The following is a 25811-nucleotide window of genomic DNA, read 5'->3' as shown; positions in this document are numbered from 1 at the left end:
GTTTCAGCGCCCCGGTATTTCGTCGCGCGGTGGGGCCGGTTCCCAGTTATCGATAATGTCGACCGCCTCTTGTGCGGTATCGACAAAGCGGAACAGATCGAGATCCTCGTCCGAGATGGTCCCCGCATCGGCCAGCGCCTCCCAATTGATGACTTTTTCCCAGAATTCGCGACCGAACAGCAGGAAGGGCACACGCTCCATCCGGCCAGTCTGGATCAACGTCAGCGACTCGAACAGCTCGTCCATCGTGCCGAAGCCGCCGGGGAAGATGGTGATTGCGCGGGCGCGCATCAGGAAATGCATCTTGCGAATGGCGAAATAGTGGAAATTAAAGCTGAGATCGGGCGTTACATACAGGTTCGGCGCCTGCTCGTGCGGCAGCACAATGTTCAGGCCAATCGAACAACCGCCAGCATCCTGGGCACCGCGATTTCCGGCCTCCATCACGCCGGGGCCACCGCCGGTGACGATCACGTTCTCGCGGCCGCCGGTTTCATTGGATTTTTCGGTCATCAGACGGGCGAATTCCCGCGCTTCGTCGTAATATTGCGACAGGTTGGCCAGCGTCTGGGTTCGCGCAGTGTGTTTCTGCGACGGCTCAGGAATGCGTGCGCCACCGAACATGACGATGGTCGAGGTGATCTCACGTTCGGTCATGATCATCTCGGGCTTCAGCAACTCCAGCTGCAAACGCACGGGGCGTAGCTCATCCCGACACAGGAAATCATCGTCTGCAAAGGCAAGGCGATAGGCGGGTGAGCGCGTCTGCGGCGTGTCCGGCACCTCGCTCGCGGTCGAGCGGTCTGTCTGGGCGTCGCGGAAAGGGCTGAGGCGGTCTTCTCTCATGGGTGATGGTTCCCTGCTTGCGTGTTCATAAAACAGCTATAGGGTTCGCAGGCAGAGTGCCAGTCACGGAAGAACAAGAATGAATTGGAAGAGTGAAATTTCGGCCGCCGCCGAACGGATCAATGGGTATGCGCAGGTGACCCCGGTGATTGAAAGCCGCGTGCCCGGATTGGATTATCCGGTCGAAATGAAGCTGGAGCATATGCAGCACACGGGCAGTTTCAAAGCGCGCGGGGCGTTTAATACGCTGCTCAGCTTGGACGTGCCCGAGGCTGGCGTTGTGGCGGCTTCGGGCGGCAATCACGGTGCGGCGGCGGCGTATGCGGCACAAACGCTGGGATATCCGGCCAAGATTTTCGTGCCAGACCTTGCCGGACCATCCAAGATCGCCCTGATTGAACAGACGGGCGCGGATTTGACGGTGGTGCAAGGTGAATACGCAAACGCACTGAGCGAGGCCAGAGCGCATGAGGCTGCGACCGGGGCGATGCAAATCCACGCTTATGATGCCCCCGCAACCGTAGCAGGGCAGGGCACGTGTTTTGCCGAATGGGAGGCGCAGGGACTGCAGGCTGACACCATTTTGGTTGCAGTGGGCGGCGGTGGCCTGATTGGCGGGGCTTTGGGTTGGTTTGATGGCACGCGCAAGGTCGTAGCAGTCGAACCGGAAACCTCCTGCGCGCTGAACGCGGCGCTGCAGGCGGGTGAACCGGTGGATGTCTCGGTCTCGGGTATAGCAGCCAACGCGCTGGGCGCGCGGCGGATCGGAGGGATTTGTTTCGATCTTGCGCAAGGAATGACATCTGTTCTTGTCTCAGACGAGGCGATTGCAGCCGCGCAAAAGGCGCTGTGGCAGACCCATCGCATATTGGTCGAACCGGCCGGTGCGACCGCGTTGGCGGCTTTGACCTCAGGTGTTTACAAGCCAGAACCAGACGAACGCGTGGCGGTTCTGGTGTGCGGGGGAAATATTGCCCCGGACCCGCTGATGGGGTGAATTATCGACTTGTGGAAGGTGGTTAAGGATTTTATCGATAATCTATGACCACTACGATCGCCGACACAATTTACCAAAACCTTAGACAGAAGATTATCACGGGCGAATTGCTTGCCGGTGAAAAGCTACGTCAGGATCACATCGCGCGGGCCTTTGAGACCAGCCATGTACCGGTGCGCGAGGCATTGCTGCGTCTGGAAGCGCACGGGTTGGCCCAAAGTGAGCCGCGCCGCGGTATGCGTGTTTCGGCGCTGGACCCGGCAGAAGTGCGCGAAGTGGTTGAAATGCGCGTTGCGCTGGAATCCCTGGCCTTGCAGCATTCGGTACAGAATATGACGCCTGGCGCGCTTAAAGAGGCGGATGATGCTCGGATCGCCTGTGATGCTGCGCAAACGATGCCCGAGTGGGAAGCGTGCAACCGTACCTTTCATCGCTCGATCCTGACGCCGTGCGGGTTGCCACGCCTACTGCATGCGATTGATGACCTGCATATCGCCGGCGCGCGCCACCTGTTTGCCCATTGGCGCCCCAAGTGGGTACACCGTGCGGATGGTGACCACGCAGCCATCGTTCAGGCGCTCAAGCGCAAGGACGCGGCCACGGCGACGGCCATTCTGACGCGCCATATCCGCCGCGCAAGCTGATCACAGGTCAACCTAGCCGCAAATCGTACCTCCTGCGTCGCATTGCACCGCGAGGTGCAGTTGCGTATAGGCCAAACAAACGTGAACAGATTCTGCAGGGAGCCATCCGATGTCCAACGCGCAACTGGAAACCGCTATCGAAGCCGCCTGGGAGGCGCGCGACACCATTACGCCCGCCACCACCGGCGAACAACGCGAGGCGATCGAGGATACGCTGGCCGCGTTGGACAGCGGTTCGCTGCGGGTTGCTGAAAAGCTGGATAACGGTGATTGGCATGTGAACCAGTGGGCCAAGAAGGCAGTTCTGCTGGGCTTTCGCATCAAGGATATGGAAATCCAGACCGGCGGTCCACAGGATGGCGGCTGGTGGGACAAAGTGGACAGCAAGTTCGCCGGCTGGGGTGAAAACCAGTGGCGCGCAGCCGGTTTCCGCGCGGTGCCGAACTGTGTTGTTCGCAAATCGGCCTATGTCGCACCCGGTGTGGTTCTGATGCCGTCCTTCGTGAATTTGGGCGCCTATGTCGACGAAGGCACTATGGTGGACACATGGGCCACCGTTGGTTCCTGCGCGCAGATTGGTAAAAACGTACACCTGTCAGGCGGTGTTGGCATCGGCGGCGTTCTGGAACCGATGCAGGCCGGCCCGACCATCATCGAAGACAATTGCTTTATCGGCGCACGCTCGGAAGTGGTCGAAGGCTGCATCGTGCGCGAAGGCTCGGTTTTGGGCATGGGTGTCTTTATTGGCAAATCCACCAAGATCGTGGATCGCGAAACCGGCGAAGTCACTTACGGCGAAGTGCCGCCATATTCGGTGGTTGTCGCGGGTTCGATGCCGTCCAAGAACAACGTCAACCTGTATTGCGCCGTGATCGTAAAGCGCGTGGACGAGAAAACTCGTTCGAAAACCGGGATTAACGAACTGCTGCGCGACTAAATCAAGTGCGGATTTGAAACGGGGCTGTAGCGTATCTCGCTGCAGCCCTTTTTTGTTTATCCTTTGACTGGATAGCGGTCGGGTTCCTCAAACACGTCGATCACGCGGCTTCCGGCTTTGATTTTCCCGCCGTGTTCAACACCAGACGGGATCGAGTAACTGTCGCCGGGGCGATAGGTCTTAGTTTCTCCGCCTATTGTCAGTTCAACCTCGCCCTCGACCACCGTGCCCCATTGCGCCTTGTGTGAATGCGGTGGCAGTTCGAAATCCTTGAGGAAGGTGAAGAACGCGACCAAACCCGCATCTGACCGGATGACGGCGGTTTGCACCACGTCCTCGGGGAATGGGACGTCGAGGCTAGGGAAGTCTGTGATGAAATCTGGGTAGGCCATGAAAAATCCTTTGCAGTTTGAAATGGGTTTTCGCGGGTACTATGGACGTGCTGGGGGCTTCCCGCAATTCCCGGCTGCTTGACCACGGACAGGCGCGCGGCTATGGCCCCCTGCATGGAAAAGCAAAAGAAACCGTCCCGTCAGCAAGTTTATACATTGCTCGTTCAGATTGGCCGCAAAGAAGGCGACGGTCTGCCCGAAGGTGCGACCGGAGCAGCGCTGATGTGTTTTGCTAGCGGCGTGGATGAGGCTGAAGCGGTGCGTGAAACCGTGGCGATCCTGAAACAGGCCGACACTGCGCCACTGGACGTCACCGGTTATGGAACTCTGGCCGAGCGTGAGGCGCAGGGGCACGACATCGACCCGGACGAACGCGACCTGATGCAGCGGGCCTTGGACGAAAACGCCGTTATCGTGGCGCAAATGACGCCGTTTTTCGGGGATGAAGAACCGGCTTAGTTTCGCACCCCGAACCATTTGCGGTAAATTTCATCATAGGTGCCGTCTTCGCGCAGCGCGAGCAGAGCCTGGTTCACGTCCTCGACCAATGGCGAGCCGGTTGGGAACGCAATCCCGTAGTTCTCGCGTAGGAAAACGCCACCTGTCATCGATGCGATCCGACGGCCTTCATGCGCCGCATAATAGGACAGGATCGGCGCGTCAAAGACAACGGCGTCCAACTCCTTATCCTGGAATGCGGTCAGCACATCATCCAGGTTTTCATAACCGGAAAACTCAATCTCGCGCCGGTTCAGGAAGTTTGCGGCAGTTGAGTTCGAGATTGTGCCCACCTGTTTGCCATAAAGATCGTTGACCGAGTTCACGTTGCCGCTGATGGCATCCACTGTCATGACCGACGTGATGCGCGCTGTGAAGACCGAAACGATGAACAGTGAGGACACCACCAGTACCACGCCCAGCAACCGTCCAAACGGTGTGCGCGGCATGCGTTCCTCGAAACCGCCATTGACCACAAGATTCAGCGCCCACCAAAAGGACGGGAACCATGCCTCATTCAGCTTGCGGTCGAAATAGGGCTGAGCCCGACGCTCAAATCCCCACATCAGCATCCCGCCGCCAAGCAGGATCGCAAAGGCCAGTCCGATGGCGATGAACAATTCAACGGACAGCAAAGCGTGCAGCAGCGATGGTCTGCGCGCTGCATCCGATGGCACCATGATCTGCAGACCGGCCTCGAATATGGGCTGGCTGAAATCCATCTGCGTTTCACGCGCAGCCGTGATCGAGATATTGGCCACAGCCAGGTCCGCGGTTCCTTCCTGCACAGCACCCAGCATATCGCTGAAGGCCTCGACCCTGGTGACCGAGTAGTCCCAATTCAGTGCCTCGGACAAGGCGTGCAGCAGGTCCATTGAAAAACCGGTTTGGGCTCCGTCCTCGACATAGGAAAACGGGGGGCGGGTCACGGTCGTGACCGAAAGCGTCTGCGCCTGGCTTTGCTGTGCAAGAACGGCGAAAGTCAGGCAGATCCAAACGAGAAGCGCACGTATCATCGTCAATTCACCTGTTTCGCGGCCCTCTAACGCAGATTTGAAAGGCACGGCAAGGTGGCCGCAAGGTAAACCGCCATGTTTTATTGGGGTGTCATTTCAAGACTCGCGAAAAAAAGCGCCCGGAATCCGGTGGCGAGGGGTTGGCAATTGGTCCAATTCGTTGAATCTGTGCACGATCCCGCGATTGAACCAACCAAAAGGGCCCAGAAATGACAGATCCGGTGAAGTTGACGGCGGACCTGATCCGTTGCCCATCAGTCACACCTGAGGAAGGTGGCGCGCTTGTGTTGTTGGAGAAGCTTCTGTCCGACGCAGGCTTCGACTGCACCCGCGTGGACCGGGGCGATGTCAGCAATTTGTACGCGCGCTGGGGGCCGATAGCCCATCCGCGCAGCTTTGGGTTCAACGGGCATACAGACGTTGTCCCGGTGGGAGACGAAGCGGCCTGGACGATGCCCCCGTTCGGTGCAGAAATCCGCGAAGGTGTGATGTATGGGCGCGGGGCCACAGACATGAAATCCGGCGTGGCGGCCTTTGCGGCGGCCGCTGTGGATTTCGTGCGCGACTCCCCCCCGAACGGGGCGATTATTCTTGCGATCACGGGCGATGAAGAGGCGGACGCAGTGGATGGCACTACGGCACTGCTTGATTACATGTCCAAGGCCGGAGAACGCATGTCTGCCTGTTTGGTGGGTGAGCCGACATGCCCAAACACAATGGGCGAGATGATGAAAATCGGGCGGCGTGGTTCGATGACCGCCTGGTTCACGGCGACCGGTGAGCAGGGGCATTCGGCCTATCCGCACCGGGCCAAAAACCCTCTGCCCGCCATGGCGCGTTTGATGCATCAACTGGCCAGCCACGAACTGGATCAGGGATCGGACCATTTCGATGCCTCAACCCTGGCCGTTGTGAGTATTGACACAGGCAACGCAGCAACCAACGTGATCCCGGCGCAATGTACCGGAGCGGTGAACATCCGCTTTAACGATCTGCACTCGGGCGCCAGCCTTAGTGAGTGGTTGCAGGCCGAAGCCAAAGCCGTGGCTGAATCCTACGATGTCGCGGTCAACGTCCGGATCAAGATCTCAGGCGAGAGCTTTCTGACTCCACCCGGCCCCCTGTCTGATCTGGTCGCGAAAGCGGTCGAGACCGAAACCGGTGTACGCCCCGAGATGTCGACAACAGGTGGCACCTCGGATGCGCGGTTTGTCAAAGACCATTGCCCAGTGGTTGAGTTCGGCCTTGTCGGCAGAACGATGCATCAGGTCGATGAATGCGTCGAGGTGGCGCAGATCGAACAGCTCAAGGCGATCTACGCGCGCATCCTTCGGGACTATTTCGCCTGAACCATGCAACGCACATTAGTCATCATGGTGAAAGAACCTCGCCCGGGTCGGGTCAAGACGCGGCTGGGGCGAGACATCGGCATGGTTGGTGCTGCATGGTGGTTTCGCCATCAGACACGCGCGCTGATCCGGCGTTTGCGGGACCCACGCTGGCAGATAGTGCTTGCCGTCGCCCCGGATCGGGAAGGTCTGACCAGCCGCATCTGGCCCGTTGATCTGCCCCGCGCGGCGCAAGGGCGAGGCGATCTGGGCGACCGCATGGGGCGCATGTTGCGCGGCATGCCGCAGGGACCGGTTTGTCTGATCGGCGCGGACATTCCCGGGATCACGTCCCAGCATATCGCACGAGCCTTCAAGGAATTGGGACAGTCGGAATTTGTATTTGGCCCTGCGCCGGACGGTGGCTATTGGTTGGTAGGGGCTCAGCGGTACAAGGCGTTGCCGAAAAGCCTGTTCCGTAATGTACGCTGGTCTACTGAAACTGCGCTGGCTGACACTCTGGCCTCAGTTCCGGGGTGCCGCGTAGGATTGCTGGACCATCTGCGCGACGTTGATACGGTGGCTGACTTGACGCCCTGAACTTTTTGGTCATGACGCGGTCGCATACCCGTGATAGGCCGGAGGTATGACTCGCATACCTACCAAGCAGGAGGTCCTCGATTGGATCTCGGCGAACCCCACCCTGACCTCGAAACGCGATATCGCCAAAGCCTTTGGTATCAAGGGCGCGGATCGGATTGACCTGAAGCGTATCCTCAAAGAGCTAGAGGCCGAAGGGCATCTGGAAAAGCGCAAGCGCAGCTATCGCGACCCGGACCGCCTGCCACCGGTCAGCGTGCTGCAGGTGAAGGCTCCGAATGCGGATGGCGACCTGTTCGCACGGCCCTTGGAATGGCATGGCGAAGGGGTCGAGCCGATCATTCTGCTCATCACCCGTGCCAGCGATCCTGCGCTGGGCGAGGGCGACCGCATTCTGGCCCGCCTCACGGTTGTGCATGAAGAAGACCACAATTACGAAGCACGCCTGATCCGACGTGTCGGGACGAACCCGCGCAAGATCGTGGGCATCTTTCGCAAAGGGGCCGAAGGCGGTCGGATCGTGCCAATCGACAAAGCCGGTCAGACCGAATGGCTGGTTGCTGATGGGGCCGTATTAGGTGCCAAGGATGGAGAATTGGTCGAGGCTGAACAGGCTGGGCCAAAGAACCGAATGGGCCTGCTGCGCGCGCGCATTGTGGAACGGCTGGGTGATCCATCGGCGCCCAAGGCTGTGTCACTGATTGCAATTCATCAGCACGGTATTCCGGATGATTTCCCCGACAAGGTGATTGCCGAAGCCGATAAGGCCAAACCGGTTGGTCTAAAAGGCCGCGAAGACCTGCGGGATATGCCTTTGCTGACCATCGATCCGTCAGATGCGCGGGATCATGACGATGCCTGTTATGCCCATGCCGACGATGACCCGAAGAACCTTGGCGGGCATGTGATCTGGGTCGCCATCGCCGACGTTGCCACCTATGTGCAGCCCGGTACGGCGCTGGATCGTGAGGCGCGCAAGCGCGGCAACTCCAGCTACTTCCCGGATCGAGTTGTGCCAATGCTGCCGGATCGCCTCTCTGGAGACCTGTGTTCGTTGCACGAAGGTGTTCCGCGCGCCTGTATCGCTGTTCGAATGCAGATCGATGCGGATGGAAACAAGATTGCTCATCGCTTTGTACGTGGTCTGATGCGCTCGGCCGCCTCGCTGCACTATGCCGAAGTTCAAGACGCTATCGACGGCAATCCAAACGACCGCACAGGGCCGTTGTTAGAGCCTGTTTTGAAGCCGCTCTATGATGCCTATGCCGCGCTAAAGAAAGCGCGGGCAGAACGGCAGCCGCTGGAACTGGACCTGCCCGAACGCAAGATCGTTCTCAGTGACGCGGGCGAGGTCCAAAGTGTGGCTTTCCGCGACCGGCTGGACGCGCACAAGCTGATTGAGGAATTTATGATCCTCGCCAATGTGGCCGCCGCCGAGACATTGATCGCCAAGCGCCGCCCGTTGCTGTTCCGTGTGCACGAGGAACCGGCGCAAGAAAAGCTAGAAAGCCTGCGGGAAACCGCGCAGGCAGCTGGTCTGAACCTGGCCAAGGGTCAGGTGCTGCAAACCCGGCACCTGAATGCTTTGCTGAACGCTGCCGCCGGGACCGAGGATGCAGAGCTGATCAACCTTTCAACCCTGCGCTCGATGGCACAGGCTTATTACAATCCGGAAAACTTCGGACATTTCGGTCTGGCGCTGCGGAATTATGCGCATTTCACCTCGCCCATTCGCCGCTATGCGGACCTGATCGTGCACCGCGCACTGATCACGGCGCATGGCTGGGGCGATGACGGGCTGACCGAGGATGAGATCGCGCGCCTTGATGAAACGGCGACGCATATTTCGGACACCGAGCGTCGCTCGATGATGGCGGAACGGGATACAACGGATCGTTACCTCGCCTCTTATCTGAGCGAGCGTGTAGGCAACGAATTCTCTGGTCGCATCAGCGGCATCGCCCGGTTTGGCGCATTTGTGAAGATGGATGAAACCGGTGCAGATGGGCTGGTCCCCGTCCGATCATTGGGGCGGGAGTTTTTCCATTTCGACCGCGAAGCCGGAACGTTGATGGGCTCGGACACCGGGTTGATCATTGCTATCGGTCAGCGCGTCACCGTGCGCCTGACCGAGGCCACGCCCGTTACCGGCGGGCTCGAGCTGGAGCTGCTGTCCATCGATGACCAGGCCCTGCCGCGCGGAGGCGGACCCGCCAAGCGGGGGGGCGCACGGCGCAAGGCCGTCAGTACCAAGCGCAAGAAAGACAAGATCAAGCGCAAGGTCGAACGCAAACGCCGTCAAAGGTGATAGGTCAACGCCCGTGCGATCAGCCAGCCATGACGGGTTTCATCAATCTGATCCGGGTCATCAAACAGAATGGCCCGGTTGCCGTCCAACCGATCCTCGCCCGGAAAGGCGGTGGTGAAATCACCCATTAGTCGGCTCTGACAATGCACGAACAGGGCAAAGGGTGCCGACTTGTGCCCGCCCAACCGGATGGTTGACCCTTTGGGCGCCAGATAGGCGGGTTGGCCCCAACGCAACGCCTCATTCAATGGCTGAGCTTTAGGCAAAGTCCCAGCGGTTAAAAACGCCAGCTCGCGCAAGACGAGAACACCCGAACGGGTGTCTTCGGGGAACGCTTCAAAGGCGGTTTGCACCGCAGGGTCGTCAAAAGGTGTCATGGCAGCGGTATTGCCTGCTCCATTCGGTCTACGTAGTCGTTGAGCAGCCTATCCTGTTTGATCCGCTGGGTCAGCGGGGTTTCCACCGGTGTTGCGCGCATTGCGGCCAACATAGGCCCAACGCTCATATCTGCTGAGGTTGGCCGGTCGCCCATAAGGTACGGTGATTGCCACAAATAAGCGGATATCGCTTCAAGGTCCCGCTCCAATCGATCCTGACGCTCAGCAGGTGAGAACCGGCCGACACCCTGAAACCCCAATCCTTGGACGACCTTTTTCCGGACTGAGTTCGACACCGGCGTTCGGATCACCGCAGGAATGACCGAAAAGAAGGTCTTGCGCAGAATTGGCCAAACCTCGTCATTGGCCCATCTGTCCTGGACGACCTGAAAATAGATATGTTCTTCTGACATGCGGATCAGCGTTCGCGCCTGCGCCTTTTGTATGTCGCTTAGCCCAGCGTCGAAGTTTGCGCCCTGCGCCTCAAGCCAATCGCGGATCAGGTCGCTATCGGGGACAAGACGCTCTGGCGTGCGCAGAACCGGCAGTTTCTGATGGGGCATCTTGCGGGGGTCCAACATATCGGACCGCTGCCAACGCTGGCCCGCGTGTTCCAACATGTAAGCGGCCTTGACGCAAAAGGGGCTGGCGCTGAACAGGCCAAAGGCCGAAGGGTAAATCATAAGGGTCAACATCGGAGGCTCCAAATTCGGGATGCCCGAGGAATAGCTTTGCCTGATGACAGTTTCTGTCATCAGGTTTAGATTAATCTGCACTATGTCCCGAACCGCCCGCCTGTTCCAATTGATGCAAGCCTTGCGCTCTGGTCCTTCGCCGAAGACGTCCCAGCAACTGGCGCAGGATCTGGGCGTCTCGCCGCGTACCGTGCATCGCGATATTGAATCGTTGCGCGGGCTTGGGGCGGTGATCGACGGTGAGGCCGGTTTTGGCTTTACTCTGATCGAAGACGCAACACTGCCACCGCTTGGATTCAGAGATGATGAGCTTGAAGCGCTGGTGTTGGGGTTGCGAGAGGTTCAGGCCATTGGCGACCCCGGTTTAGCGGATGCGGCGGGCAATGCGTTACGAAAACTTCAGGGACGCCTACCCCAGCGCCAGTCGCACCGCCTGACCCATGCCGTGTTGACAGCGACGCGGTTTGATCGCCCAGCCAAGCCCACCATCGCGGTGGCTGACCTGCGGCAGGCCACATGGGACGAACGCACGATCGAGTTTGCCTACACCGATGCCAAGGGCGATGACACGCGCCGCAAGGTAAACCCGCTGAGTATCGTCTATATGGACCGCGCCAGCGTTTTGATTTCCTGGTGCCATCTGAGACAGGATTTTCGCGTCTTTCGGCTGGACCGGATACGCGAAATGTCCGTGACAGGCGAAAGCTTTAGACCAAACCGCATCCCTTTGCTGCGTGAGGCACTTGCCGGAATTCGTGCGGAACACAAAGCAAAAGATCGCGAGGGGTCAAGCTGAACGCTTTGGAAAACGCGAATTTTGAGGTATTCTGAAGTCGAGCAGTAACCAGGAAAATTCGGAATGCGTAAATGCATAGGTGGCGTTATGACCGCCGCATTATGGGCATCCATTGTGCAGGCGGAATCTATCAATACTCTGGGCGGATCACAGGCCATACAGCTGGCGTCAGCTGGCGTGGCGATATCGATCCGGCCAGTTTTACGACCCTCAGCTAAGGAGTACCGGGTGTCGACGGAAGGAAACGCGCGGTTTCAGGCGTGGCTTGGAGCATTTCGTGAACGGGCGGTAGAGCAGGGGATATCAGCCTCAACACTGGACAGGTCGTTGGCGGGTTTGACCTACGATAAGGACGTGATCAGGCGCGACCGCAATCAGGCGGAATTTTCGAAACCAATTTGGGAGTATTTGGATTCTGCCGTCTCAGACACGCGCATCAGGAACGGCCGGGCGGGGTTGGAGCGCCATCGCGAAGCACTGACCCGCATCGAAGCCAAGTACGGCGTCGAAAAAGAGGTCGTGACAGCTATCTGGGGACTTGAGACATCGTTTGGAACGTTTCGGGGCAACGACCACACCATCCGATCTCTGGCAACATTGGCGTTTGACGCAAGACGCGCGCAGTTTTTCGAAACCCAGTTAATCGCCGCATTGCAGATCATTCAGGCGGGTGACGTCAGCCCGCGCAGTATGATGGGCAGCTGGGCCGGGGCGATGGGGCATACGCAGTTCATGCCAACCTCGTTTCTGGACCATGCGGTTGATTTCGACGGGGACGGGCGGCGCGATATCTGGTCGGACGATCCAACCGATGCGCTGGCCTCGGCCGCCGCCTATCTGGCGCGGCATGGGTGGACCAAGGGGCAGCCGTGGGGCGTTGAGGTGACCCTGCCCAAAGGGTTCGACTATTCCACCGCAAGGCGGGATCACACATTGATGCCCTCACAATGGGCCGCACGTGGCGTGGTGGCGGCGAACGGCGGGCCTGTATCGGATCACGGGCAGGCGGCGATCCTGTTGCCTGCCGGAGGGCAGGGCGTCGCGCTGATGATCTTCGATAATTTCAAAGTCATCGAGAGATACAATGGTGCCGACGCCTATGTGATCGGCATCGGCCATCTGTCCGACCGTCTGGCTGGACGGGGGTCGTTCCAGACCGAATGGCCGCGAGGTGACAGGGTGTTGAGTTTCACCGAGAAAAAGGAACTGCAATCCCGACTGACAGAGGCTGGATTTGATACCAAAGGCGTCGACGGGCGCACAGGGCCAAACACAGTCAAAGCTGTTCGGGCTTATCAATTGGCGCAGGGGTTGCTGCCAGACGGATATGCCAGTCTGAACCTCTTGGAAGCGTTGCGGTGACAATGGAAGGGCGTTGATCTATTGCCTGGGTATGCGCCGCTGATACTCTCTCAGTTATTGGCTGTGCAACCTCCCGACTACCGGCACTCACTACGATAGACGGGAGGTGGACCCAGCAGTAGAGCGGGTCGCGACGCCGGTAGAGGTAATACAAATAACCGACTCGCATTCGCATACTTGAATCTGAGTCACATCAAATCAAGATATTTATCGCGCGATAAATTTTTATTTGCCGCGCGATACAAGAATACTTCTTTTTGTCGATCGATTTGATTGAATCTAGCTGTGTTCAGCAATTGAGCTGGATCGATTGACGTGCAATTGCGATTTAGAAAGTGAGAAGGGGCGCATTTTAGTGCGCCCCTTAAACCCGGAAAGTAGCAATCTGGACTATGACGCTGCTTTCATCAGCCCCTGCGCGATGATCTCGGCCTGCGCCTCGTCCAGTGACTTGTGAATCCGCACGAACATCTCATCGATTTCCGCAGGAGTCAGGACCAGCGGGGGTGAGATGATCATCCGGTCGCCCACATGGCGCATGATCAGGTTGTTGGCAAAGCAGCGGTCGCGGCAGATGTAGCCGACCGTACCGGGCTCGGACGCGAATTTGGCGCGGCTGGCCTTATCCGGCGTCAGAGCGATTGAGGCCATCATGCCGACGATCTTGGCCTCACCGACCAATGGATGATCGGCCAGGGCCTCCCATTTCTCTTTCAGATAGGGGGCGGCCACGTCGCGGACGTGGTCGACGATGCCTTCTTCTTCGAGGATGCGCAGGTTCTCCAATGCGACTGCCGCAGCGACCGGGTGGCCGGAATAGGTATAGCCGTGATTGAACTCGGTGCCGCCGATCACCTCGGCAATCTCGTCATTCACGATGGATCCGCCAATGGGCGCGTAACCCGAGCTGAGGCCCTTAGCGATCGTCATGATATGCGGTTTGATACCAACGGTTTCGGACCCGAACCAGTTGCCTGTGCGCCCAAAGCCGCAGATCACCTCATCGGCGATCAACAGGATATCGTATTTGTCGCAAATGCGCTGGATCTCGGGCCAGTAGGTATCGGGGGCAACGATCACCCCGCCCGCACCCTGCACGGGTTCGGCAATAAAGGCCGCGACGCGGTCTTCGCCCAGTTCCAGAATGGCTTCTTCCAGCTCACGCGCGCGGGCCAGGCCAAACTCTTCCGGCGCCATGTCGCCGCCTTCTGCCCACCAGTTCGGTTGGTTGATGTGGTGGATGTTCGGGATCGGGATGCCGCCCTGCGCATGCATGCCAGCCATACCGCCCAGTGAGGCCGAACCAACGGAGGACCCGTGATAGGCATTGTGGCGGCTGATGATGATGTTTTTGTTCGGCTGACCCTTCTCAGCCCAATAGGTGCGCACCAGGCGAATGTTGGTGTCATTTGCCTCGGACCCGCCCGCCGCGAAGAACACGTGATTCAGATCCCCCGGCGCCAGTTCTGCGATCTTGGCTGCCAAAGCGATGGCTGGAATATGGGTCGTTTTGAAGAACGTGTTGTAATAGGGCAGTTCACGCATCTGACGGGCAGCAACCTCGGCCAGTTCATCGCGACCGTAACCGATATTGACGCACCAAAGACCGGCCATGGCGTCCAGAATCTCTTCGCCTTCGCTATCGGTCAGGTACACGCCTTTGGCACGAGTGATGACGCGCGCACCTTCCTCGCCCAATGATCCGTTGGCCGAAAACGGGTGCATATGATGCGCCGCATCCAGCGCCTGCAATTCGGCGGTCGGCATGTGATTGGTGATGGTCGACATCAGAGAATCTCCTGCAAAAGGCGGTTACCCGTCACAATATGATCAAATTTTTTCGTGTCAATCGAATCGACCTGAATCAGGCAGAGATCAAAGCGTCCGACATCAATTCCATACCCTGCTCAATGTCCTGAGCGGTTGCTTTCGCGACCTTTTCCGCATCTTTCGCCCGCAAGCTTGCGATGATGTCCTTGTGCCGATCCGGCAGGCTATGTGTCCCGAACCGTCCGCAGACAACGCGTAGTGAGGGGCCGAACCGCAGCCAAAGCCGCTCGGCCAGATCGTTGAGAATCGGGGCATCCGCATGCGCATAGAGCGTTTCATGAAACTGGTGGTTCAAGCGCAAATAACCACTGACGTCGCCGTCTGTGATTGTCTGATCCAATCGCTGATCAAGCCTCTCGAGCTGATCGATATCAGCAGGTTTTAGATTCGCGGTTGCCCGTCTGGAAAGCTCTGATTCTATTGATATTCTGGCAAAAATCATCTGCTCGACATCGGTGCCCGACAACAAAGGCACGCTGACGCGCCGATTGCCCTGAAACACCAGTGCGCCATCCGAAATCAGCCGCCGGATCGCCTCGCGGACGGGGGTCATTCCAACCCCGAGCGATTCGGTCAAACCCTGTATCGTGACGGGTTGTCCCGGGACCAGATCACCGTACATGATCTGCGATTTCAGGGTTTGGTACACCTGTTCATGCGCCGGTCTTTTTCCCTCATCCACCTTCGAGCTGGATGCTTTATTTTTGATCAAATCCAAGTGGTTTACCCTGTTTCGCGTGGTGTCGACTTGCCAGACGCCTGACCTCGTGAAACCATACGATGGATCGGGGGAAAACGCAAAACTTGATCAAATCAAAAAAAACGGGAGAATACCCGTACACTTGCAGGGAGAGAAATATGTCAATCAAAACGCTGACGATGACAGCGATTGTCGCGCTGGGGACTTCGGCGGCTTTTGCCGAAGAGGTGCGCGTCTACAACTGGTCCGACTATATCGACGAGGATCTACTGAAAAAATTCGAAGAAGAGACAGGGCTGACCCTGATCTACGACGTGTTTGACAGCAACGAGGTTCTGGAAACCAAGATGCTGGCCGGAGGATCAGGCTATGACGTGGTTGTGCCGTCGGGCACGTTTCTACAGCGTCAGATTCAAGCTGGCGCCTTTCAGGAACTGGACGAAGCAAAGCTTTCGAATTCAGGAAACCTTTGGGACGTGATTCAGGAACGTACCGCAGGCTATGACCCGAACAACGCCTATTCGATCAACTACATGTGGGGGACGACCGGCCTCGGCGTTAACGTTGGTAAGGTTAAGGAAGTGCTGGGCGATGACGTTGCTCTGAACAGCATGGACTTGGTTCTGAAGCCGGAGAATATGGAAAAGCTGGCCTCGTGCGGCGTCCATTTCCTGGACGCTCCGGCCGAGATTATTCCTATGGTGCTGCAGTATATCGGTGAAGATCCGGACAGCCATGACACCGATGTGATCGGTAAAGCCGAAGAAGTCCTGGCTGGCGTTCGCCCGCATATCCAGAAATTCCACAGCTCGGAATACATCAACGCGCTGGCAAATGGCGATATCTGCGTAGCTGTCGGTTGGTCAGGTGACATCCTGCAAGCGCGGGATCGCGCGGCCGAGGCCGAAAATGGCGTGGAAATTGAATACCACCCATTCGCTGAAGGTTCGCTGATGTGGTTCGACCAGATGGCCATCCCGGCGGATGCTCCGAACCCGGAAGGCGCACACCAGTTCTTGAACTTCATTCTGGACGCCAACAACATGGCTGCCGCATCGAACTATGTGTACTATGCCAATGGCAACAAGGCTTCTCAGGAGTTCCTTGAGGAAGACGTGATTGGTGATCAGGCAATCTATCCGAGTGATGCCACGATGCAGAATCTCTACATCACGACGCCTTATCCCGTCAAAACGCAGCGGAGCGTGACCCGCCTGTGGACCAAAATCAAATCGGGCACCTGAACCGAAGTATCTGAGCAAGGCGGTCCGACCGCCTTGCCCTTTCAATCAGACCGTCGAACGGGGGCCGCCTTGAACACAAACGTCTTTGCGCCGTGGGAAGATCCACAGGCGAAACCATTGATCCAATTCCAGAATGTGACCAAACGTTTTGGCGGATTCACGGCGATCGACAACCTGTCACTGGACATATTTGAACAGGAATTCTTTGCTTTGCTCGGTCCATCCGGCTGCGGCAAGACGACCATGATGAGGATGCTGGCAGGGTTTGAAAAGCCTACCGAAGGGCACATCATGCTGGGCGGGCAGGACATCGACCCGATCCCGCCAAACAAGCGGGCTGTGAACATGATGTTCCAGTCTTATGCGCTGTTTCCTCATCTTAGCATCTGGGAGAACATCGCCTTCGGTCTGCGCCGGGACAACATGCCCAAGCGGGATCTTGAAGACCGCGTGGAAGAGATGTTGCGCCTGACCCGGCTTGAGCAATTCGCCCGCCGTAAACCGCACCAGATTTCGGGTGGCCAACGGCAGAGGGTCGCGCTGGCACGGTCACTGGCAAAAGCGCCAAAACTGCTGTTGCTAGACGAACCCTTGGGTGCGCTGGACAAAAAACTGCGGCAGGACACTCAGTTCGAGCTGATGGATATTCAGGAAAAGACCGGCACCACCTTTGTGATCGTGACCCACGATCAGGAAGAGGCGATGACTGTTGCCAGCCGCGTCGCCGTGATGGATCAGGGCAAGTTGATGCAGGTATCTACGCCGGACAGGATCTATGAAAACCCCAACTCAGTCTATGTCGCTGACTTTATCGGGGATGTGAATATCATCGAAGGCCGGGCGACTGCGAACGGCGATGAAGCCTACCAAATCGACTGGGCCGAGGGGCAATCGCCGCTGACCGCAACCTCGTCGACAGAATTCTCGAACGGGCAAAGCTGCCATCTTGCGATCCGCCCCGAAAAGGTGACGATCTCGGCCGACCGCCCGGCGGATGCCATCAATGCGGTACAGGGTAAGGTGCTTGACATTGCCTATCTGGGCAACTTGTCCACGTACTACGTGGAACTGCCGAATGGCACGATCATCAAGGCGCAATCGGCCAACACGCGCCGAATCTCGCGCCGATCCTTTACATGGGAAGACCCGGTCTGGCTGTCGTGGACGGCAACGGCTGCGGTTTTGTTGGCAAACTGATGCGCCGCGCCCTTCTGATCGCTGTTCCTTACGTCTGGCTGCTGGCCCTGTTTCTGATACCGTTTTTCATCGTTCTGAAGATTTCGCTGTCGGATGTCGAACTGGCGATCCCGCCATATACGCCGACACTGGATCTGTCGCAGGGTTGGTCTGGGATAACCGACTTTTTCAGCCAGTTGGATTTCGAAAACTTCGTCTGGCTGACCGAAGATGACCTTTACTGGAAAGCCTACCTGTCCAGCGTCAAGATCGCTCTGATCTCGACGGTTCTGACGTTGCTGGTGGGTTATCCGATTGCCTATGGAATGGCTCGTGCGCCAGCCGAATGGCGCCCGACGCTGATGATGCTGGTGATCCTGCCGTTCTGGACTTCGTTCCTGATCCGCGTTTACGCGTGGATGGGAATTCTCAGCAATGAAGGCTATCTGAACCAGATTCTGTTGTGGCTGGGTATCATTTCGACCCCGCTGACCATTTTGAACACCAACACTGCCGTCTACATCGGTATCGTCTACACCTATTTGCCTTTCATGATCCTGCCGATTTATTCGTCGTTGGAGCGCATGGATGAATCCCTGATCGAAGCAGCCGAAGATCTGGGCTGTTCCCGTCTGAAGGCGTTCTGGCTGGTGACTATACCGCTGTCGCGCCCCGGCATCATTGCCGGCTGTTTTCTGGTGATGATCCCGGTGATCGGTGAATTCGTGATCCCGTCGCTGTTGGGCGGGTCCAGCACGCTAATGATCGGCAAGGTGCTGTGGGAAGAGTTCTTCTCAAACCGCGATTGGCCGGTGGCCAGTGCCGTTGCCGTTGTGTTGTTGCTTATCCTCGTGATCCCGATTGTGCTGTTCCAGCGCAACCAGCAGAAACAGACGGAGGCCGAGCAATGAACAGGCTGAGTTGGTTCAACGCGGTGTCTCTGACACTGGGCTTTGCGTTCCTCTATATCCCGATGGTCATCCTGATCATCTTCAGCTTTAACGAAAGCAAGCTGGTCACAGTATGGGCAGGGTTCTCGACCAAATGGTACGGTGAGCTTGCCCAGAATGAGGCATTTCTGAACGCGGCCTGGGTGACAATACGGGTTGCGGTGTTCTCATCCACATTGGCCACGGTTCTTGGCACCGCTGCCGCATATGTTCTGGTCCGAGGCGGGCGGTTTTTTGGCAGGACACTGTTTTCCGGAATGATTTACGCGCCTCTGGTAATGCCCGAAGTGATCACCGGCCTGTCGTTGCTGCTGCTGTTTATCGGCATTGGGCTGGACAGGGGCATTCTGACCATCGTTCTGGCCCACACAACCTTTTCGATGTGCTTTGTGTCGGTCGTCGTGTCCTCGCGTCTTGTGACCTTTGACAAATCGCTGGAAGAGGCCGCTTTGGATCTGGGATGTTCGCCAGCGCAGGCGTTCCGTCTTGTGACACTGCCGATCATTGCGCCCGCGGTGATTTCAGGCTGGCTGCTGGCTTTTACCCTATCGCTGGACGATCTGGTTATCGCGTCCTTTACCTCGGGCCCGTCGGCGACAACGCTGCCGATCAAGATATTCTCGGCGGTGCGTCTGGGCGTCAGCCCCGAGATCAACGCGCTGTCTACCATCATGATTGCAGTCGTCACGGTTGGCGTTATCACCGCCTCGCTGGTGACGAAACGCGCAATGGTTCGGCAAAAGCAGGATGAACTTGCCGCTGCGCGCACCGAATGAAGCGTCTTTTTCCGGACTACACCTATGGGCCTGGACCCCGTCAGAACTGCTGGTGGGATCAGACAATTTCGGCACCTGATTGGCCGACCCATAAAGGTGATCTGAACGTTGACGTCGCAATCGTCGGCGGCGGTTTCACGGGGCTTTCGGCAGCCCTGCATCTGGCCGTGGCAGGTGTGAAAGTTGCGGTTCTTGAGGCCGCAACCCCGGGGTGGGGTGCCTCGGGCCGGAATGGCGGATTTTGCTGTCTCGGAGGGTCTAAGCTAAGCCATGGGTCTTTGGTCCGTGGGTTTGGCGCTGAGGCTGCGCAGTCCTACGAACAAGCGGAAGAAGATGCTGTTCAGCTTGTCGCAGATTTGCTGGAACAGCATCAGATCGACGCCGATACCCATTCGAAAGGGGAAACCCAACTGGCTCATTCGGCACGGGCGATGGAAAAGCTGCGTCGTAACGCTGAAGCATCAGGTGTCTTGCACGATTCTGATGACCTGCAGCGCCTGGGTCTGGGCGGTTCCTTTCATGGTGCATATACAAATCCGGTTGGTTTCGCTCTTAACCCTCGAAAGTATCTGTTTGGCTTGGCAAGTGCCGCCAAGGCGCGGGGCGTACAGATTTTCCAGAAATCGCCGGTTGAAACCATCAGGAAAACTCAGGCCGGGTTCGATATTGAATCCGGATCAGGTCACATCCGCGCCACGAATGTTCTGATTTGCACGAACGGATACTCCAGCGAGGATATGCCGCCGTGGTTTTCGGGACGCTACATGCCCACGCAATCCACGGTTCTGGTGACCCGGCCCCTGACAGACGCTGAGTTGCAAGCGCAGGGGTGGACCTCGGAGCAGATGTGTTATGACACCCGAAACCTGCTGCACTATTTCCGCCTGATGCCTGATCGGAGGTTCCTGTTCGGCATGCGCGGAGGGTTACAGTCGTCCCCTCGGGCCGAGGCCGCCATTCGCCGGACAATGCGTCGGGACTTTCAGGCCATGTTTCCAGAATGGAAAGATGTGGATGTGACCCATATTTGGTCCGGAATGGTGTGCCTGTCGCGCAAGCTGACGCCTTATGTCGGGCCGGTTCCCGATCAACCCGGAATGTTTGCCGCCTTTGCCTATCACGGGAACGGCGTTGCCATGGGGACGTATTGCGGAGGCGCTCTTGCCCGCGTGGTTTTGGATAAACAGACCGAGTTGCCCGCGCCGATTGCACAGCCACCGGGACGGTTTCCCCTTGGGTTCTGGCGGCGCGCCTTGATGCCGCCCGCCTATGCCGCGATGGCAATCGCGGATCGGTTATCGCTCTAAAGCGCGGCGATTTCCAGTTCGAGCGTTTGGGCATAATCCGCAGCTCCGTTTTCGATCCGCCACAAACAGTAGGCAGCCATGCGCCATGCATACCACGGGCGCATATCCCGGTATCGCGCGACAGTTTCATCGTGACCATATGCAGCCAGAAACCGCTCTTCCTCGGTCACGCTTAGGGATGCGCCCCGATAAAGCCGTTGCATGGCCGGGGACAGGAACATCGCAATGTCCTCACACGGATCGCCCCAAGCCGGGCACTGCCAGTCGATCAGGGTCATGCCAGTCGGCGCGACAAGGATGTTTCCGGCCACGGTATCGCCATGGATCAGGCATGTGTGTGCGGTCGCGGGCACATGGCCTTTGGGGCGCAGCTTTGCGAGCCGTGCGCGTGTATCAGAGGTGCAGACGCTGAGAATACGTTCGGCATGTTCAGCCAAATCCCAGCTGCCATTGCAGCCATCCGGCGCTTGGACCGAAACATCAAGCCTGTGCAGTTCACGCAGCAAACCGGCGACACCTTCAGGCCCTTCTTGCCACGGTGATCCCGGGGCATGATCGTAGAACACCCAATGACCTGTATCATGTGTTCCGGTCGCACGCAGGCGGGGAACAAATCCGGTAGGCTCAAGGGCGCGCAAGCATAGCGCTTCGAGTTCCGGGTCGTTGCGAAATAACGGATTGCGCGGTGTCGCGCGATACTGCTTCAGAACCTTGTCACCGCTGCCACCCAGTACTTTCCAGACCTGATTTGTTCGCCCGCCATACAACGTTTGAAACTCTGCGCCGGGCTGAACAAGGCCACGGGCGCGCAGATCGTCGATCAGATCAGAAGGGGGGTGGGTTGGGGCAGGCAGGAGTTTCACCAATGCAGTTAGCGAGTCGAATCTGCCAAGGTTTGAACTGTCCTGCCCGGCAGATCAAGTTCCGGCTCTGACCCCGGTTACCGTCGTGGCAGCGACAACCTGCCCGCTTTCGAGGGTCAGCATAACTTGATTGTCCGAAACCTGAGCTTCGACAACCTCGCCATAGGTCTCTGCCAGCTGTGTCGATAACAGCTCGTCGCCATCATAACTTTCCAGTGTGGCCGAGTAACTTCCCGCCACCAGAGGCTGCCCATCGCTTCCCTGACCAGTCCAAACTGTTTTGTTGTCGGTCGTGGAAACAGCCACACGATCGACAACGGCACCGTCGCTGTCGCGGATGACCATGACCGCCTTGTCAGCCTCGGGTGCAGGTGTGGCAAACAGCGTCACAGGCTCGCCCTCATATTGGAAAGCCGCGGGCGCTCGCACGTTCATCCCGATCCATTTGCCGAGTTTGTCCAGATTTGCGCCACCCAGCGCCTGTCCAAGTGTCGCCAACAAATCATTTGTCTGAACCTGTTGTTCGACCATCGAGAATTGCGCCAGTTGCGATGCATATTCTGAGGCATCCAATGGTTTCAAAGGATCCTGATTCTGGGCCTGTACGGTCAGCATTGTAAGGAATGTCTCAAAGTCTGATGCCAGACCTGTTTGCTTTGGCACGTCTTTGTATTGCGCTGTGGCTGACGGTTGGGCGTTGGGTTGGGTCGGGGTAATCAATTTCACAACCTCATGTCGATGCGGCCAACGGGGCCGGTTTTGGGAATGGGTGACGCGTTTGAAGAGGAATCGGTGAGTTGCGCGGTCTCAGCACGCGATCCTTCTTGCTGGCCGGCCTGGTTCTGCTCGGCGTCTTCGGATGTCCCAAGGTCAATTGACAGATCGCCCAAGCCAAAATTTTTGAACTCTTCTTCCAGCACCGCCAAATGACGCCGTATCATCTCGAGGGTTTCCGGGCGCTCGGCGGAAATTGTCAGATGCAATCCGTCATCGCGACCGTTCAACATGATGGACACTCGCCCCAGTTCTTCGGGGTTCAGCGCGATCTCAACTGAACCGGGTTTCGGCTGAGTATTGATGACGGCCGCCATTTGCCCGGCGACGGCGCGCGCTGTCTCGGACCGGGCAGTCTGTGCCATGACTTGCGCAGAAGATACCGAATCCCGACCCGCCGAAACGGGCGAATCTGCCCTGAGGGCGTGAACGTCTTCCACCTCGTAAAATGCTGGCGCGTCAGTCTGAGCGCGGGTTTTTTCCGGCGCGAACATCTGCAATTGAGCGATGCTTGGTGCGCGATCCGGGTTGGTCGTTTGTTGAGGTGCAAGATTGCTTTGCGGCGGACGTTGCGTTTCACGCTGGTGCCGCTCTGGATGAACGGTCAGGTCTGCGGTCTCTTTTGGGGATATACCCACAGGTTGCAACACAGAAGTCGCGAGGTCCGCCTGCCCCCGGCTTGCCATTGGTTGTAACGCGGGTCTCAAAGCCGAGCTGTGCCGAAAATCCGGGGTGACTTTGCGCGAATCTTTGATGCCTGCATCCGGTTTATCGACCGTGTTGGCCTGGCCGGTTTGCTCGGTTTCAGGCACTTTCGGACTGCGCGAGTCGGGTAACGCAGCTGACACGGGTGTTTCGGCAGGATCGCGTTTTGTGCTCACTTCAAGACGCGTGTCCAAAAGGGGTGTCAGCTCACTCTGGTTGCGATCAGCGGACACTTCTGAATCTTCAAGCAAGACAGCCTCGTCCGTTTCAACGTCGACGTCCTGTTCAGGTTCAGCGCCTTTAAGAGCGGCTGCTTCTTGCTTGTTCTCACCTTTGTGTTGATTGAGCACGGCCTCAAACGTCGCGCCGTTTTCATCCCCCTGCTCGGGATTGATCCCGTGGGGTTTTGTGGTTGCGGTCGGCGAGGATGACGTCACTGAAAGAGGGTTGGGCATTTTGCTCCGACTCCGGTTGTGTGACCGGAAACCTGCCTGCAGGAAGTTACGTTTATTTTAACTGCTTTCGCTTTTGATCGGAAAAGTTCGATGCAATTTTTGGAGAAAGCAATGAAGGTTTCCCCACCTCTCTCCCCATCTCAACCCCCTGCCTATTCCCAGAAATTGCGGGAGGCGGCCATAGAACTAGAGGCTGCGTTTCTGAGTGAGATGCTGAAATCGGCCGGGCTGGGCAAAGCGCGCCAATCCTTTGGCGGCGGTGCAGGCGAAGATCAGTTTGCCTCATTTCTTGTTCAGCATCAGGCCCGTGCGCTGGCCAGATCCGGTGGCGTTGGGCTGTCCGAAATCCTGTTCCAATCCATGATGGAGAAAACCGATGCCAAAGACGTCTGAAGCCGACCTTGTAAAATCACTCGAAGACGTTCTTGAGCTTGAGCGAAACGCGCTGGTGCAGGGCGATCTGGATCGTCTGCATAACACGGCTCCGGAAAAGGAAAAACTGATAGGTGCGATTAATGATCTTGACGTCTTTGATAGTGATGAACTGATCCGCCTGCAAAGAAAGGTCGAGCGGAACCAGGCGTTACTAAACAGCGCCGCCGAAGGGATTCGCGCGGTGGCCAACCGCATGGCCGAGTTACGGCGCGTGCGGCAAGAATTCACCACCTATGGTGCGGACGGGCAGCGCAGCGAATTTGCCGTCCGCCATCAAGCCAAGCTGGAAAAACGGGCATAGATAAGGGTTTGATTCAAATCCGAGGTTTCTGACCTTCGCGCTTTAGCACTCCGTTAGGGGATCGACGTCAAAGGTGTTCGGGCACCTGGACAAATCAGGTGGCGCGAACAGCCCGACGGCGGGTCGCACCGATCAGAAAGACGTCAAAGCCCGCACCAGTGGCGGGATGAGCATGGGCGCAAAGGGCCCGAACGGAAAAGGAAGAAAGCTAATGTCCAGCATTCTGACAAACAATGGCGCCATGGTTGCGCTGCAAACTCTCAAGTCGGTCAACAAGGATCTTGGGGCAACGCGGAACGCGATCTCGACGGGTAAGGACGTTGCGACTGCGAAAGACAACTCGGCCGTCTGGGCGATTTCCAAGGTCATGGAATCGGATGTCAAAGGCTTCAATGCGATCAAGGACAGCCTGGCCCTGGGTGAATCCACCGTGGCGGTTGCGCGTAACGCGTCCGAAACGGTCACCGATCTGCTGTCTCAGATGAAAAGCAAGATCGTTGCAGCACAGGAAGACAACGTAGATCGCGACAAAATCAACGACGATGTTACCGCGTTGAAGGACCAGATCAACTCGGTGGTGAACGCCGCGCAATTCAACGGTCTCAACCTGGTTAACGGTTCAGCCGGATCCGCTTCGATCCTCGCGTCCCTTGACCGGGACAATGCAGGCAACGTAACCGCGTCTTCTATCACTGTTGCGGGTCAGGACCTTTCGACCGGTGGGTACACGGCGGCTCAGGTCTTTGACGGATCGACCGGATCTTCCACCGGCAACGACCGTGTGGGTGCAACGATTGACAACGGCGCAACTTCGGCAACTGCGCTGGTTACGGATGAATCCAGTGGTGCGTTTGCGGCCGGTGACAAAGTTGTCGTGGCGATCGACGATCAGGTCGTGTCCTACACGGTTTCTGCAACGGATGCGGCTGCCGCGACCACGGGTGATATTGTTGCCATTGGCCTGAAGGCGAAGATTGAAGAGCTGGGTATCTCGGGTCTGACGGTCGACTATGACTCGGGTACGGCAGGCACCTTATCCGTTGCCAATGCGACCGGCACAGACATCTCGTTCTCGGCCCAGTACGTGAACGCGGGTTCGGGTGGTCTTGGCGCGTTGACCGGCATTGACGTTTCGACCGGTGCAGGGGCAACGGCCGCGTTGGCCACAATCGAAACGCTGATCGACACATCGATCGACGCATCGGCCGCTTTTGGTTCTTCGCAAGGTCGGATCGAGACGCAGAAAGAGTTCATTTCGAACCTGGCGGATTCGTTCAAATCCGGGATCGGCGCGTTGGTCGATGCGGATATGGAGGAGACCTCGGCACGCCTGCAGGCTCTTCAGGTTCAGCAGCAGCTGGCCACCCAGTCGCTGTCGATTGCCAATCAGGCACCGCAGTCGATTTTGTCTCTGTTCCGCTAAGTTCAGGACAATGGTCGGGGCGCGGCGACGCGCCCCGATACTAACCGCCAAATGGCGGATTACCGGAAGGATTTCA

At 57.8% G+C, this 25811-nt stretch carries 28 protein-coding genes; 18 read left to right on the top strand and 10 right to left on the bottom strand.

All coding sequences use genetic code 11. The features are described from left to right. Window positions 1-3: 3 nt before the first annotated feature. Complete coding sequence (locus AC2FIO_RS18440; RefSeq protein WP_496699472.1) at window positions 4-846, bottom strand: LOG family protein; 843 nt, start codon at window positions 844-846, stop codon at window positions 4-6. 79 nt (window positions 847-925) lie between these two features. On the opposite strand from AC2FIO_RS18440, the gene AC2FIO_RS18435 reads away from it, so the two are divergent. The 3 genes from AC2FIO_RS18435 to dapD all read left to right on the top strand — a co-directional run bounded on the left by AC2FIO_RS18435 (window position 926) and on the right by dapD (window position 3424). Beyond that, entirely contained in the window at window positions 926-1843 is a 918-nt protein-coding gene (locus AC2FIO_RS18435) for a threonine/serine dehydratase (RefSeq protein ID WP_496699470.1), read from the top strand. A 44-nt stretch (window positions 1844-1887) separates the two neighbouring features. Beyond that, window positions 1888-2487 (top strand): GntR family transcriptional regulator, encoded by a 600-nt coding sequence (locus AC2FIO_RS18430; RefSeq protein ID WP_058279708.1) that lies wholly within the window; start codon window positions 1888-1890, stop codon window positions 2485-2487. Window positions 2488-2596: 109 nt separating this feature from the next. Next, window positions 2597-3424: a 2,3,4,5-tetrahydropyridine-2,6-dicarboxylate N-succinyltransferase gene (dapD, locus tag AC2FIO_RS18425; RefSeq protein ID WP_496699468.1), complete on the top strand. Its 828-nt coding sequence runs from the start codon at window positions 2597-2599 to the stop codon at window positions 3422-3424. A 56-nt stretch (window positions 3425-3480) separates the two neighbouring features. On the opposite strand, the gene AC2FIO_RS18420 is transcribed toward dapD, so the two are convergent. Beyond that, complete coding sequence (locus tag AC2FIO_RS18420; RefSeq protein ID WP_109310629.1) at window positions 3481-3816, bottom strand: cupin domain-containing protein; 336 nt, start codon at window positions 3814-3816, stop codon at window positions 3481-3483. 114 nt (window positions 3817-3930) lie between these two features. Between AC2FIO_RS18420 and AC2FIO_RS18415 the strand changes: the two genes are divergently transcribed. Next, window positions 3931-4275 (top strand): DUF8846 family protein, encoded by a 345-nt coding sequence (locus AC2FIO_RS18415; RefSeq protein WP_058279829.1) that lies wholly within the window; start codon window positions 3931-3933, stop codon window positions 4273-4275. On the opposite strand, the gene AC2FIO_RS18410 is transcribed toward AC2FIO_RS18415, so the two are convergent. After that, a complete protein-coding gene (locus AC2FIO_RS18410) occupies window positions 4272-5330 on the bottom strand; it encodes a transporter substrate-binding domain-containing protein (RefSeq protein WP_496699465.1) in 1059 nt (352 codons plus the stop codon). The genes AC2FIO_RS18415 and AC2FIO_RS18410 overlap by 4 nt on opposite strands. Before the next feature lie 209 nt (window positions 5331-5539). Here AC2FIO_RS18410 and dapE point away from each other — a divergent pair, with 209 nt between their 5' ends. From dapE to rnr, 3 genes are read left to right on the top strand one after another with little or no spacing between them, the layout of a single operon-like run. Beyond that, window positions 5540-6679 (top strand): succinyl-diaminopimelate desuccinylase, encoded by a 1140-nt coding sequence (gene dapE, locus AC2FIO_RS18405; protein WP_496699463.1) that lies wholly within the window; start codon window positions 5540-5542, stop codon window positions 6677-6679. A gap of 3 nt (window positions 6680-6682) precedes the next feature. Further along, window positions 6683-7258, top strand: a complete 576-nt coding sequence (locus AC2FIO_RS18400; protein WP_282152933.1) for a TIGR04282 family arsenosugar biosynthesis glycosyltransferase — start codon at window positions 6683-6685, stop codon at window positions 7256-7258. Between the two features lie 46 nt (window positions 7259-7304). Continuing rightward, window positions 7305-9566, top strand: a complete 2262-nt coding sequence (rnr, locus tag AC2FIO_RS18395; RefSeq protein ID WP_496699461.1) for a ribonuclease R — start codon at window positions 7305-7307, stop codon at window positions 9564-9566. On the opposite strand, the gene AC2FIO_RS18390 is transcribed toward rnr, so the two are convergent. Beyond that, window positions 9557-9943, bottom strand: a complete 387-nt coding sequence (locus AC2FIO_RS18390) for a DUF1801 domain-containing protein (RefSeq protein ID WP_282170525.1) — start codon at window positions 9941-9943, stop codon at window positions 9557-9559. The two genes, rnr and AC2FIO_RS18390, sit on opposite strands and share 10 nt — an antisense overlap. Beyond that, window positions 9940-10698 carry a glutathione S-transferase family protein gene (locus AC2FIO_RS18385; protein WP_496699458.1) on the bottom strand — a complete coding sequence of 253 codons (759 nt, stop codon included), beginning with the start codon at window positions 10696-10698 and terminating at the stop codon, window positions 9940-9942. The genes AC2FIO_RS18390 and AC2FIO_RS18385 overlap by 4 nt, the downstream gene beginning before the upstream one ends. A 22-nt stretch (window positions 10699-10720) precedes the next feature. On the opposite strand from AC2FIO_RS18385, the gene AC2FIO_RS18380 reads away from it, so the two are divergent. The 3 genes from AC2FIO_RS18380 to AC2FIO_RS18370 all read left to right on the top strand — a co-directional run bounded on the left by AC2FIO_RS18380 (window position 10721) and on the right by AC2FIO_RS18370 (window position 12796). Continuing rightward, window positions 10721-11434, top strand: coding sequence for a helix-turn-helix transcriptional regulator (locus AC2FIO_RS18380; RefSeq protein WP_282120352.1), 714 nt, complete (start codon window positions 10721-10723; stop codon window positions 11432-11434). A gap of 71 nt (window positions 11435-11505) precedes the next feature. Beyond that, window positions 11506-11652, top strand: coding sequence for a hypothetical protein (locus AC2FIO_RS18375; protein ID WP_233493530.1), 147 nt, complete (start codon window positions 11506-11508; stop codon window positions 11650-11652). Continuing rightward, complete coding sequence (locus AC2FIO_RS18370; protein WP_496699530.1) at window positions 11612-12796, top strand: lytic murein transglycosylase; 1185 nt, start codon at window positions 11612-11614, stop codon at window positions 12794-12796. Before AC2FIO_RS18375 ends, AC2FIO_RS18370 begins: the two co-directional genes overlap by 41 nt. A 390-nt stretch (window positions 12797-13186) precedes the next feature. Here the strand turns inward: AC2FIO_RS18370 and AC2FIO_RS18365 are convergent, their stop codons facing one another. Both AC2FIO_RS18365 and AC2FIO_RS18360 read right to left on the bottom strand, forming a co-directional pair. Next, entirely contained in the window at window positions 13187-14584 is a 1398-nt protein-coding gene (locus AC2FIO_RS18365) for an aspartate aminotransferase family protein (RefSeq protein WP_282170524.1), read from the bottom strand. A gap of 76 nt (window positions 14585-14660) precedes the next feature. Then, complete coding sequence (locus tag AC2FIO_RS18360; RefSeq protein ID WP_496699456.1) at window positions 14661-15344, bottom strand: GntR family transcriptional regulator; 684 nt, start codon at window positions 15342-15344, stop codon at window positions 14661-14663. A gap of 140 nt (window positions 15345-15484) precedes the next feature. Between AC2FIO_RS18360 and AC2FIO_RS18355 the strand changes: the two genes are divergently transcribed. The 5 genes from AC2FIO_RS18355 (at window position 15485) to AC2FIO_RS18335 (ending at window position 20779) form a co-directional block, all read left to right on the top strand. Next, window positions 15485-16570 (top strand): polyamine ABC transporter substrate-binding protein, encoded by a 1086-nt coding sequence (locus AC2FIO_RS18355; RefSeq protein WP_113791802.1) that lies wholly within the window; start codon window positions 15485-15487, stop codon window positions 16568-16570. 69 nt (window positions 16571-16639) lie between these two features. Next, window positions 16640-17767 (top strand): ABC transporter ATP-binding protein, encoded by a 1128-nt coding sequence (locus tag AC2FIO_RS18350; protein ID WP_109310740.1) that lies wholly within the window; start codon window positions 16640-16642, stop codon window positions 17765-17767. Continuing rightward, window positions 17767-18657, top strand: a complete 891-nt coding sequence (locus AC2FIO_RS18345; protein WP_108861206.1) for an ABC transporter permease subunit — start codon at window positions 17767-17769, stop codon at window positions 18655-18657. Before AC2FIO_RS18350 ends, AC2FIO_RS18345 begins: the two co-directional genes overlap by 1 nt. Next, window positions 18654-19472: an ABC transporter permease gene (locus AC2FIO_RS18340; protein WP_058272596.1), complete on the top strand. Its 819-nt coding sequence runs from the start codon at window positions 18654-18656 to the stop codon at window positions 19470-19472. Before AC2FIO_RS18345 ends, AC2FIO_RS18340 begins: the two co-directional genes overlap by 4 nt. After that, window positions 19469-20779, top strand: coding sequence for an NAD(P)/FAD-dependent oxidoreductase (locus AC2FIO_RS18335; RefSeq protein ID WP_496699453.1), 1311 nt, complete (start codon window positions 19469-19471; stop codon window positions 20777-20779). The genes AC2FIO_RS18340 and AC2FIO_RS18335 overlap by 4 nt, the downstream gene beginning before the upstream one ends. On the opposite strand, the gene AC2FIO_RS18330 is transcribed toward AC2FIO_RS18335, so the two are convergent. From AC2FIO_RS18330 to AC2FIO_RS18320, 3 genes are read right to left on the bottom strand one after another with little or no spacing between them, the layout of a single operon-like run. Further along, a complete protein-coding gene (locus tag AC2FIO_RS18330) occupies window positions 20776-21642 on the bottom strand; it encodes a phosphotransferase (protein WP_496699451.1) in 867 nt (288 codons plus the stop codon). The genes AC2FIO_RS18335 and AC2FIO_RS18330 overlap by 4 nt on opposite strands. A 54-nt stretch (window positions 21643-21696) precedes the next feature. Next, window positions 21697-22368: a flagellar hook capping FlgD N-terminal domain-containing protein gene (locus AC2FIO_RS18325; RefSeq protein WP_496699449.1), complete on the bottom strand. Its 672-nt coding sequence runs from the start codon at window positions 22366-22368 to the stop codon at window positions 21697-21699. Beyond that, window positions 22365-23576: a flagellar hook-length control protein FliK gene (locus tag AC2FIO_RS18320; protein WP_496699447.1), complete on the bottom strand. Its 1212-nt coding sequence runs from the start codon at window positions 23574-23576 to the stop codon at window positions 22365-22367. The genes AC2FIO_RS18325 and AC2FIO_RS18320 overlap by 4 nt, the downstream gene beginning before the upstream one ends. 111 nt (window positions 23577-23687) lie before the next feature. Between AC2FIO_RS18320 and AC2FIO_RS18315 the strand changes: the two genes are divergently transcribed. The 3 genes from AC2FIO_RS18315 to AC2FIO_RS18305 all read left to right on the top strand — a co-directional run bounded on the left by AC2FIO_RS18315 (window position 23688) and on the right by AC2FIO_RS18305 (window position 25735). After that, entirely contained in the window at window positions 23688-23969 is a 282-nt protein-coding gene (locus AC2FIO_RS18315) for a rod-binding protein (protein WP_282170519.1), read from the top strand. Further along, the gene (locus AC2FIO_RS18310; RefSeq protein ID WP_282120342.1) at window positions 23953-24312 is read left to right on the top strand and encodes a flagellar biosynthesis protein FlgN; all 360 of its coding nucleotides are present in this window, start codon (window positions 23953-23955) and stop codon (window positions 24310-24312) included. The genes AC2FIO_RS18315 and AC2FIO_RS18310 overlap by 17 nt, the downstream gene beginning before the upstream one ends. A 211-nt stretch (window positions 24313-24523) precedes the next feature. After that, window positions 24524-25735, top strand: coding sequence for a flagellin N-terminal helical domain-containing protein (locus AC2FIO_RS18305; protein ID WP_282120390.1), 1212 nt, complete (start codon window positions 24524-24526; stop codon window positions 25733-25735). Window positions 25736-25811 lie beyond the last annotated feature (76 nt).

This window comes from Ruegeria sp. CDSB086 (genome assembly GCF_059611065.1).
Note: the sequence above shows the minus strand (reverse complement) of the source record. Positions and strands in the feature narration are given on the sequence as shown.

Bases quoted from the DNA above. Each gene is read 5' to 3' on its own strand.
- AC2FIO_RS18305 (WP_282120390.1), top strand. From the start codon at position 24,524: ATGTCCAGCATTCTGACAAACAATGGCGCCATGGTTGCGCTGCAAACT.
- AC2FIO_RS18335 (WP_496699453.1), top strand. From the start codon at position 19,469: ATGAAGCGTCTTTTTCCGGACTACACCTATGGGCCTGGACCCCGTCAG.
- dapE (WP_496699463.1), top strand. From the start codon at position 5,540: ATGACAGATCCGGTGAAGTTGACGGCGGACCTGATCCGTTGCCCATCA.
- dapD (WP_496699468.1), top strand. From the start codon at position 2,597: ATGTCCAACGCGCAACTGGAAACCGCTATCGAAGCCGCCTGGGAGGCG.
- AC2FIO_RS18315 (WP_282170519.1), top strand. From the start codon at position 23,688: ATGAAGGTTTCCCCACCTCTCTCCCCATCTCAACCCCCTGCCTATTCC.
- AC2FIO_RS18340 (WP_058272596.1), top strand. From the start codon at position 18,654: ATGAACAGGCTGAGTTGGTTCAACGCGGTGTCTCTGACACTGGGCTTT.
- AC2FIO_RS18355 (WP_113791802.1), top strand. From the start codon at position 15,485: ATGTCAATCAAAACGCTGACGATGACAGCGATTGTCGCGCTGGGGACT.
- AC2FIO_RS18400 (WP_282152933.1), top strand. From the start codon at position 6,683: ATGCAACGCACATTAGTCATCATGGTGAAAGAACCTCGCCCGGGTCGG.
- AC2FIO_RS18310 (WP_282120342.1), top strand. From the start codon at position 23,953: ATGCCAAAGACGTCTGAAGCCGACCTTGTAAAATCACTCGAAGACGTT.
- AC2FIO_RS18320 (WP_496699447.1), bottom strand. From the start codon at position 23,576: ATGCCCAACCCTCTTTCAGTGACGTCATCCTCGCCGACCGCAACCACA.
- AC2FIO_RS18420 (WP_109310629.1), bottom strand. From the start codon at position 3,816: ATGGCCTACCCAGATTTCATCACAGACTTCCCTAGCCTCGACGTCCCA.
- AC2FIO_RS18430 (WP_058279708.1), top strand. From the start codon at position 1,888: ATGACCACTACGATCGCCGACACAATTTACCAAAACCTTAGACAGAAG.
- AC2FIO_RS18365 (WP_282170524.1), bottom strand. From the start codon at position 14,584: ATGTCGACCATCACCAATCACATGCCGACCGCCGAATTGCAGGCGCTG.
- AC2FIO_RS18375 (WP_233493530.1), top strand. From the start codon at position 11,506: ATGCATAGGTGGCGTTATGACCGCCGCATTATGGGCATCCATTGTGCA.
- rnr (WP_496699461.1), top strand. From the start codon at position 7,305: ATGACTCGCATACCTACCAAGCAGGAGGTCCTCGATTGGATCTCGGCG.
- AC2FIO_RS18415 (WP_058279829.1), top strand. From the start codon at position 3,931: ATGGAAAAGCAAAAGAAACCGTCCCGTCAGCAAGTTTATACATTGCTC.
- AC2FIO_RS18410 (WP_496699465.1), bottom strand. From the start codon at position 5,330: ATGATACGTGCGCTTCTCGTTTGGATCTGCCTGACTTTCGCCGTTCTT.
- AC2FIO_RS18440 (WP_496699472.1), bottom strand. From the start codon at position 846: ATGAGAGAAGACCGCCTCAGCCCTTTCCGCGACGCCCAGACAGACCGC.
- AC2FIO_RS18435 (WP_496699470.1), top strand. From the start codon at position 926: ATGAATTGGAAGAGTGAAATTTCGGCCGCCGCCGAACGGATCAATGGG.
- AC2FIO_RS18390 (WP_282170525.1), bottom strand. From the start codon at position 9,943: ATGACACCTTTTGACGACCCTGCGGTGCAAACCGCCTTTGAAGCGTTC.
- AC2FIO_RS18380 (WP_282120352.1), top strand. From the start codon at position 10,721: ATGTCCCGAACCGCCCGCCTGTTCCAATTGATGCAAGCCTTGCGCTCT.
- AC2FIO_RS18385 (WP_496699458.1), bottom strand. From the start codon at position 10,698: ATGACAGAAACTGTCATCAGGCAAAGCTATTCCTCGGGCATCCCGAAT.
- AC2FIO_RS18345 (WP_108861206.1), top strand. From the start codon at position 17,767: ATGCGCCGCGCCCTTCTGATCGCTGTTCCTTACGTCTGGCTGCTGGCC.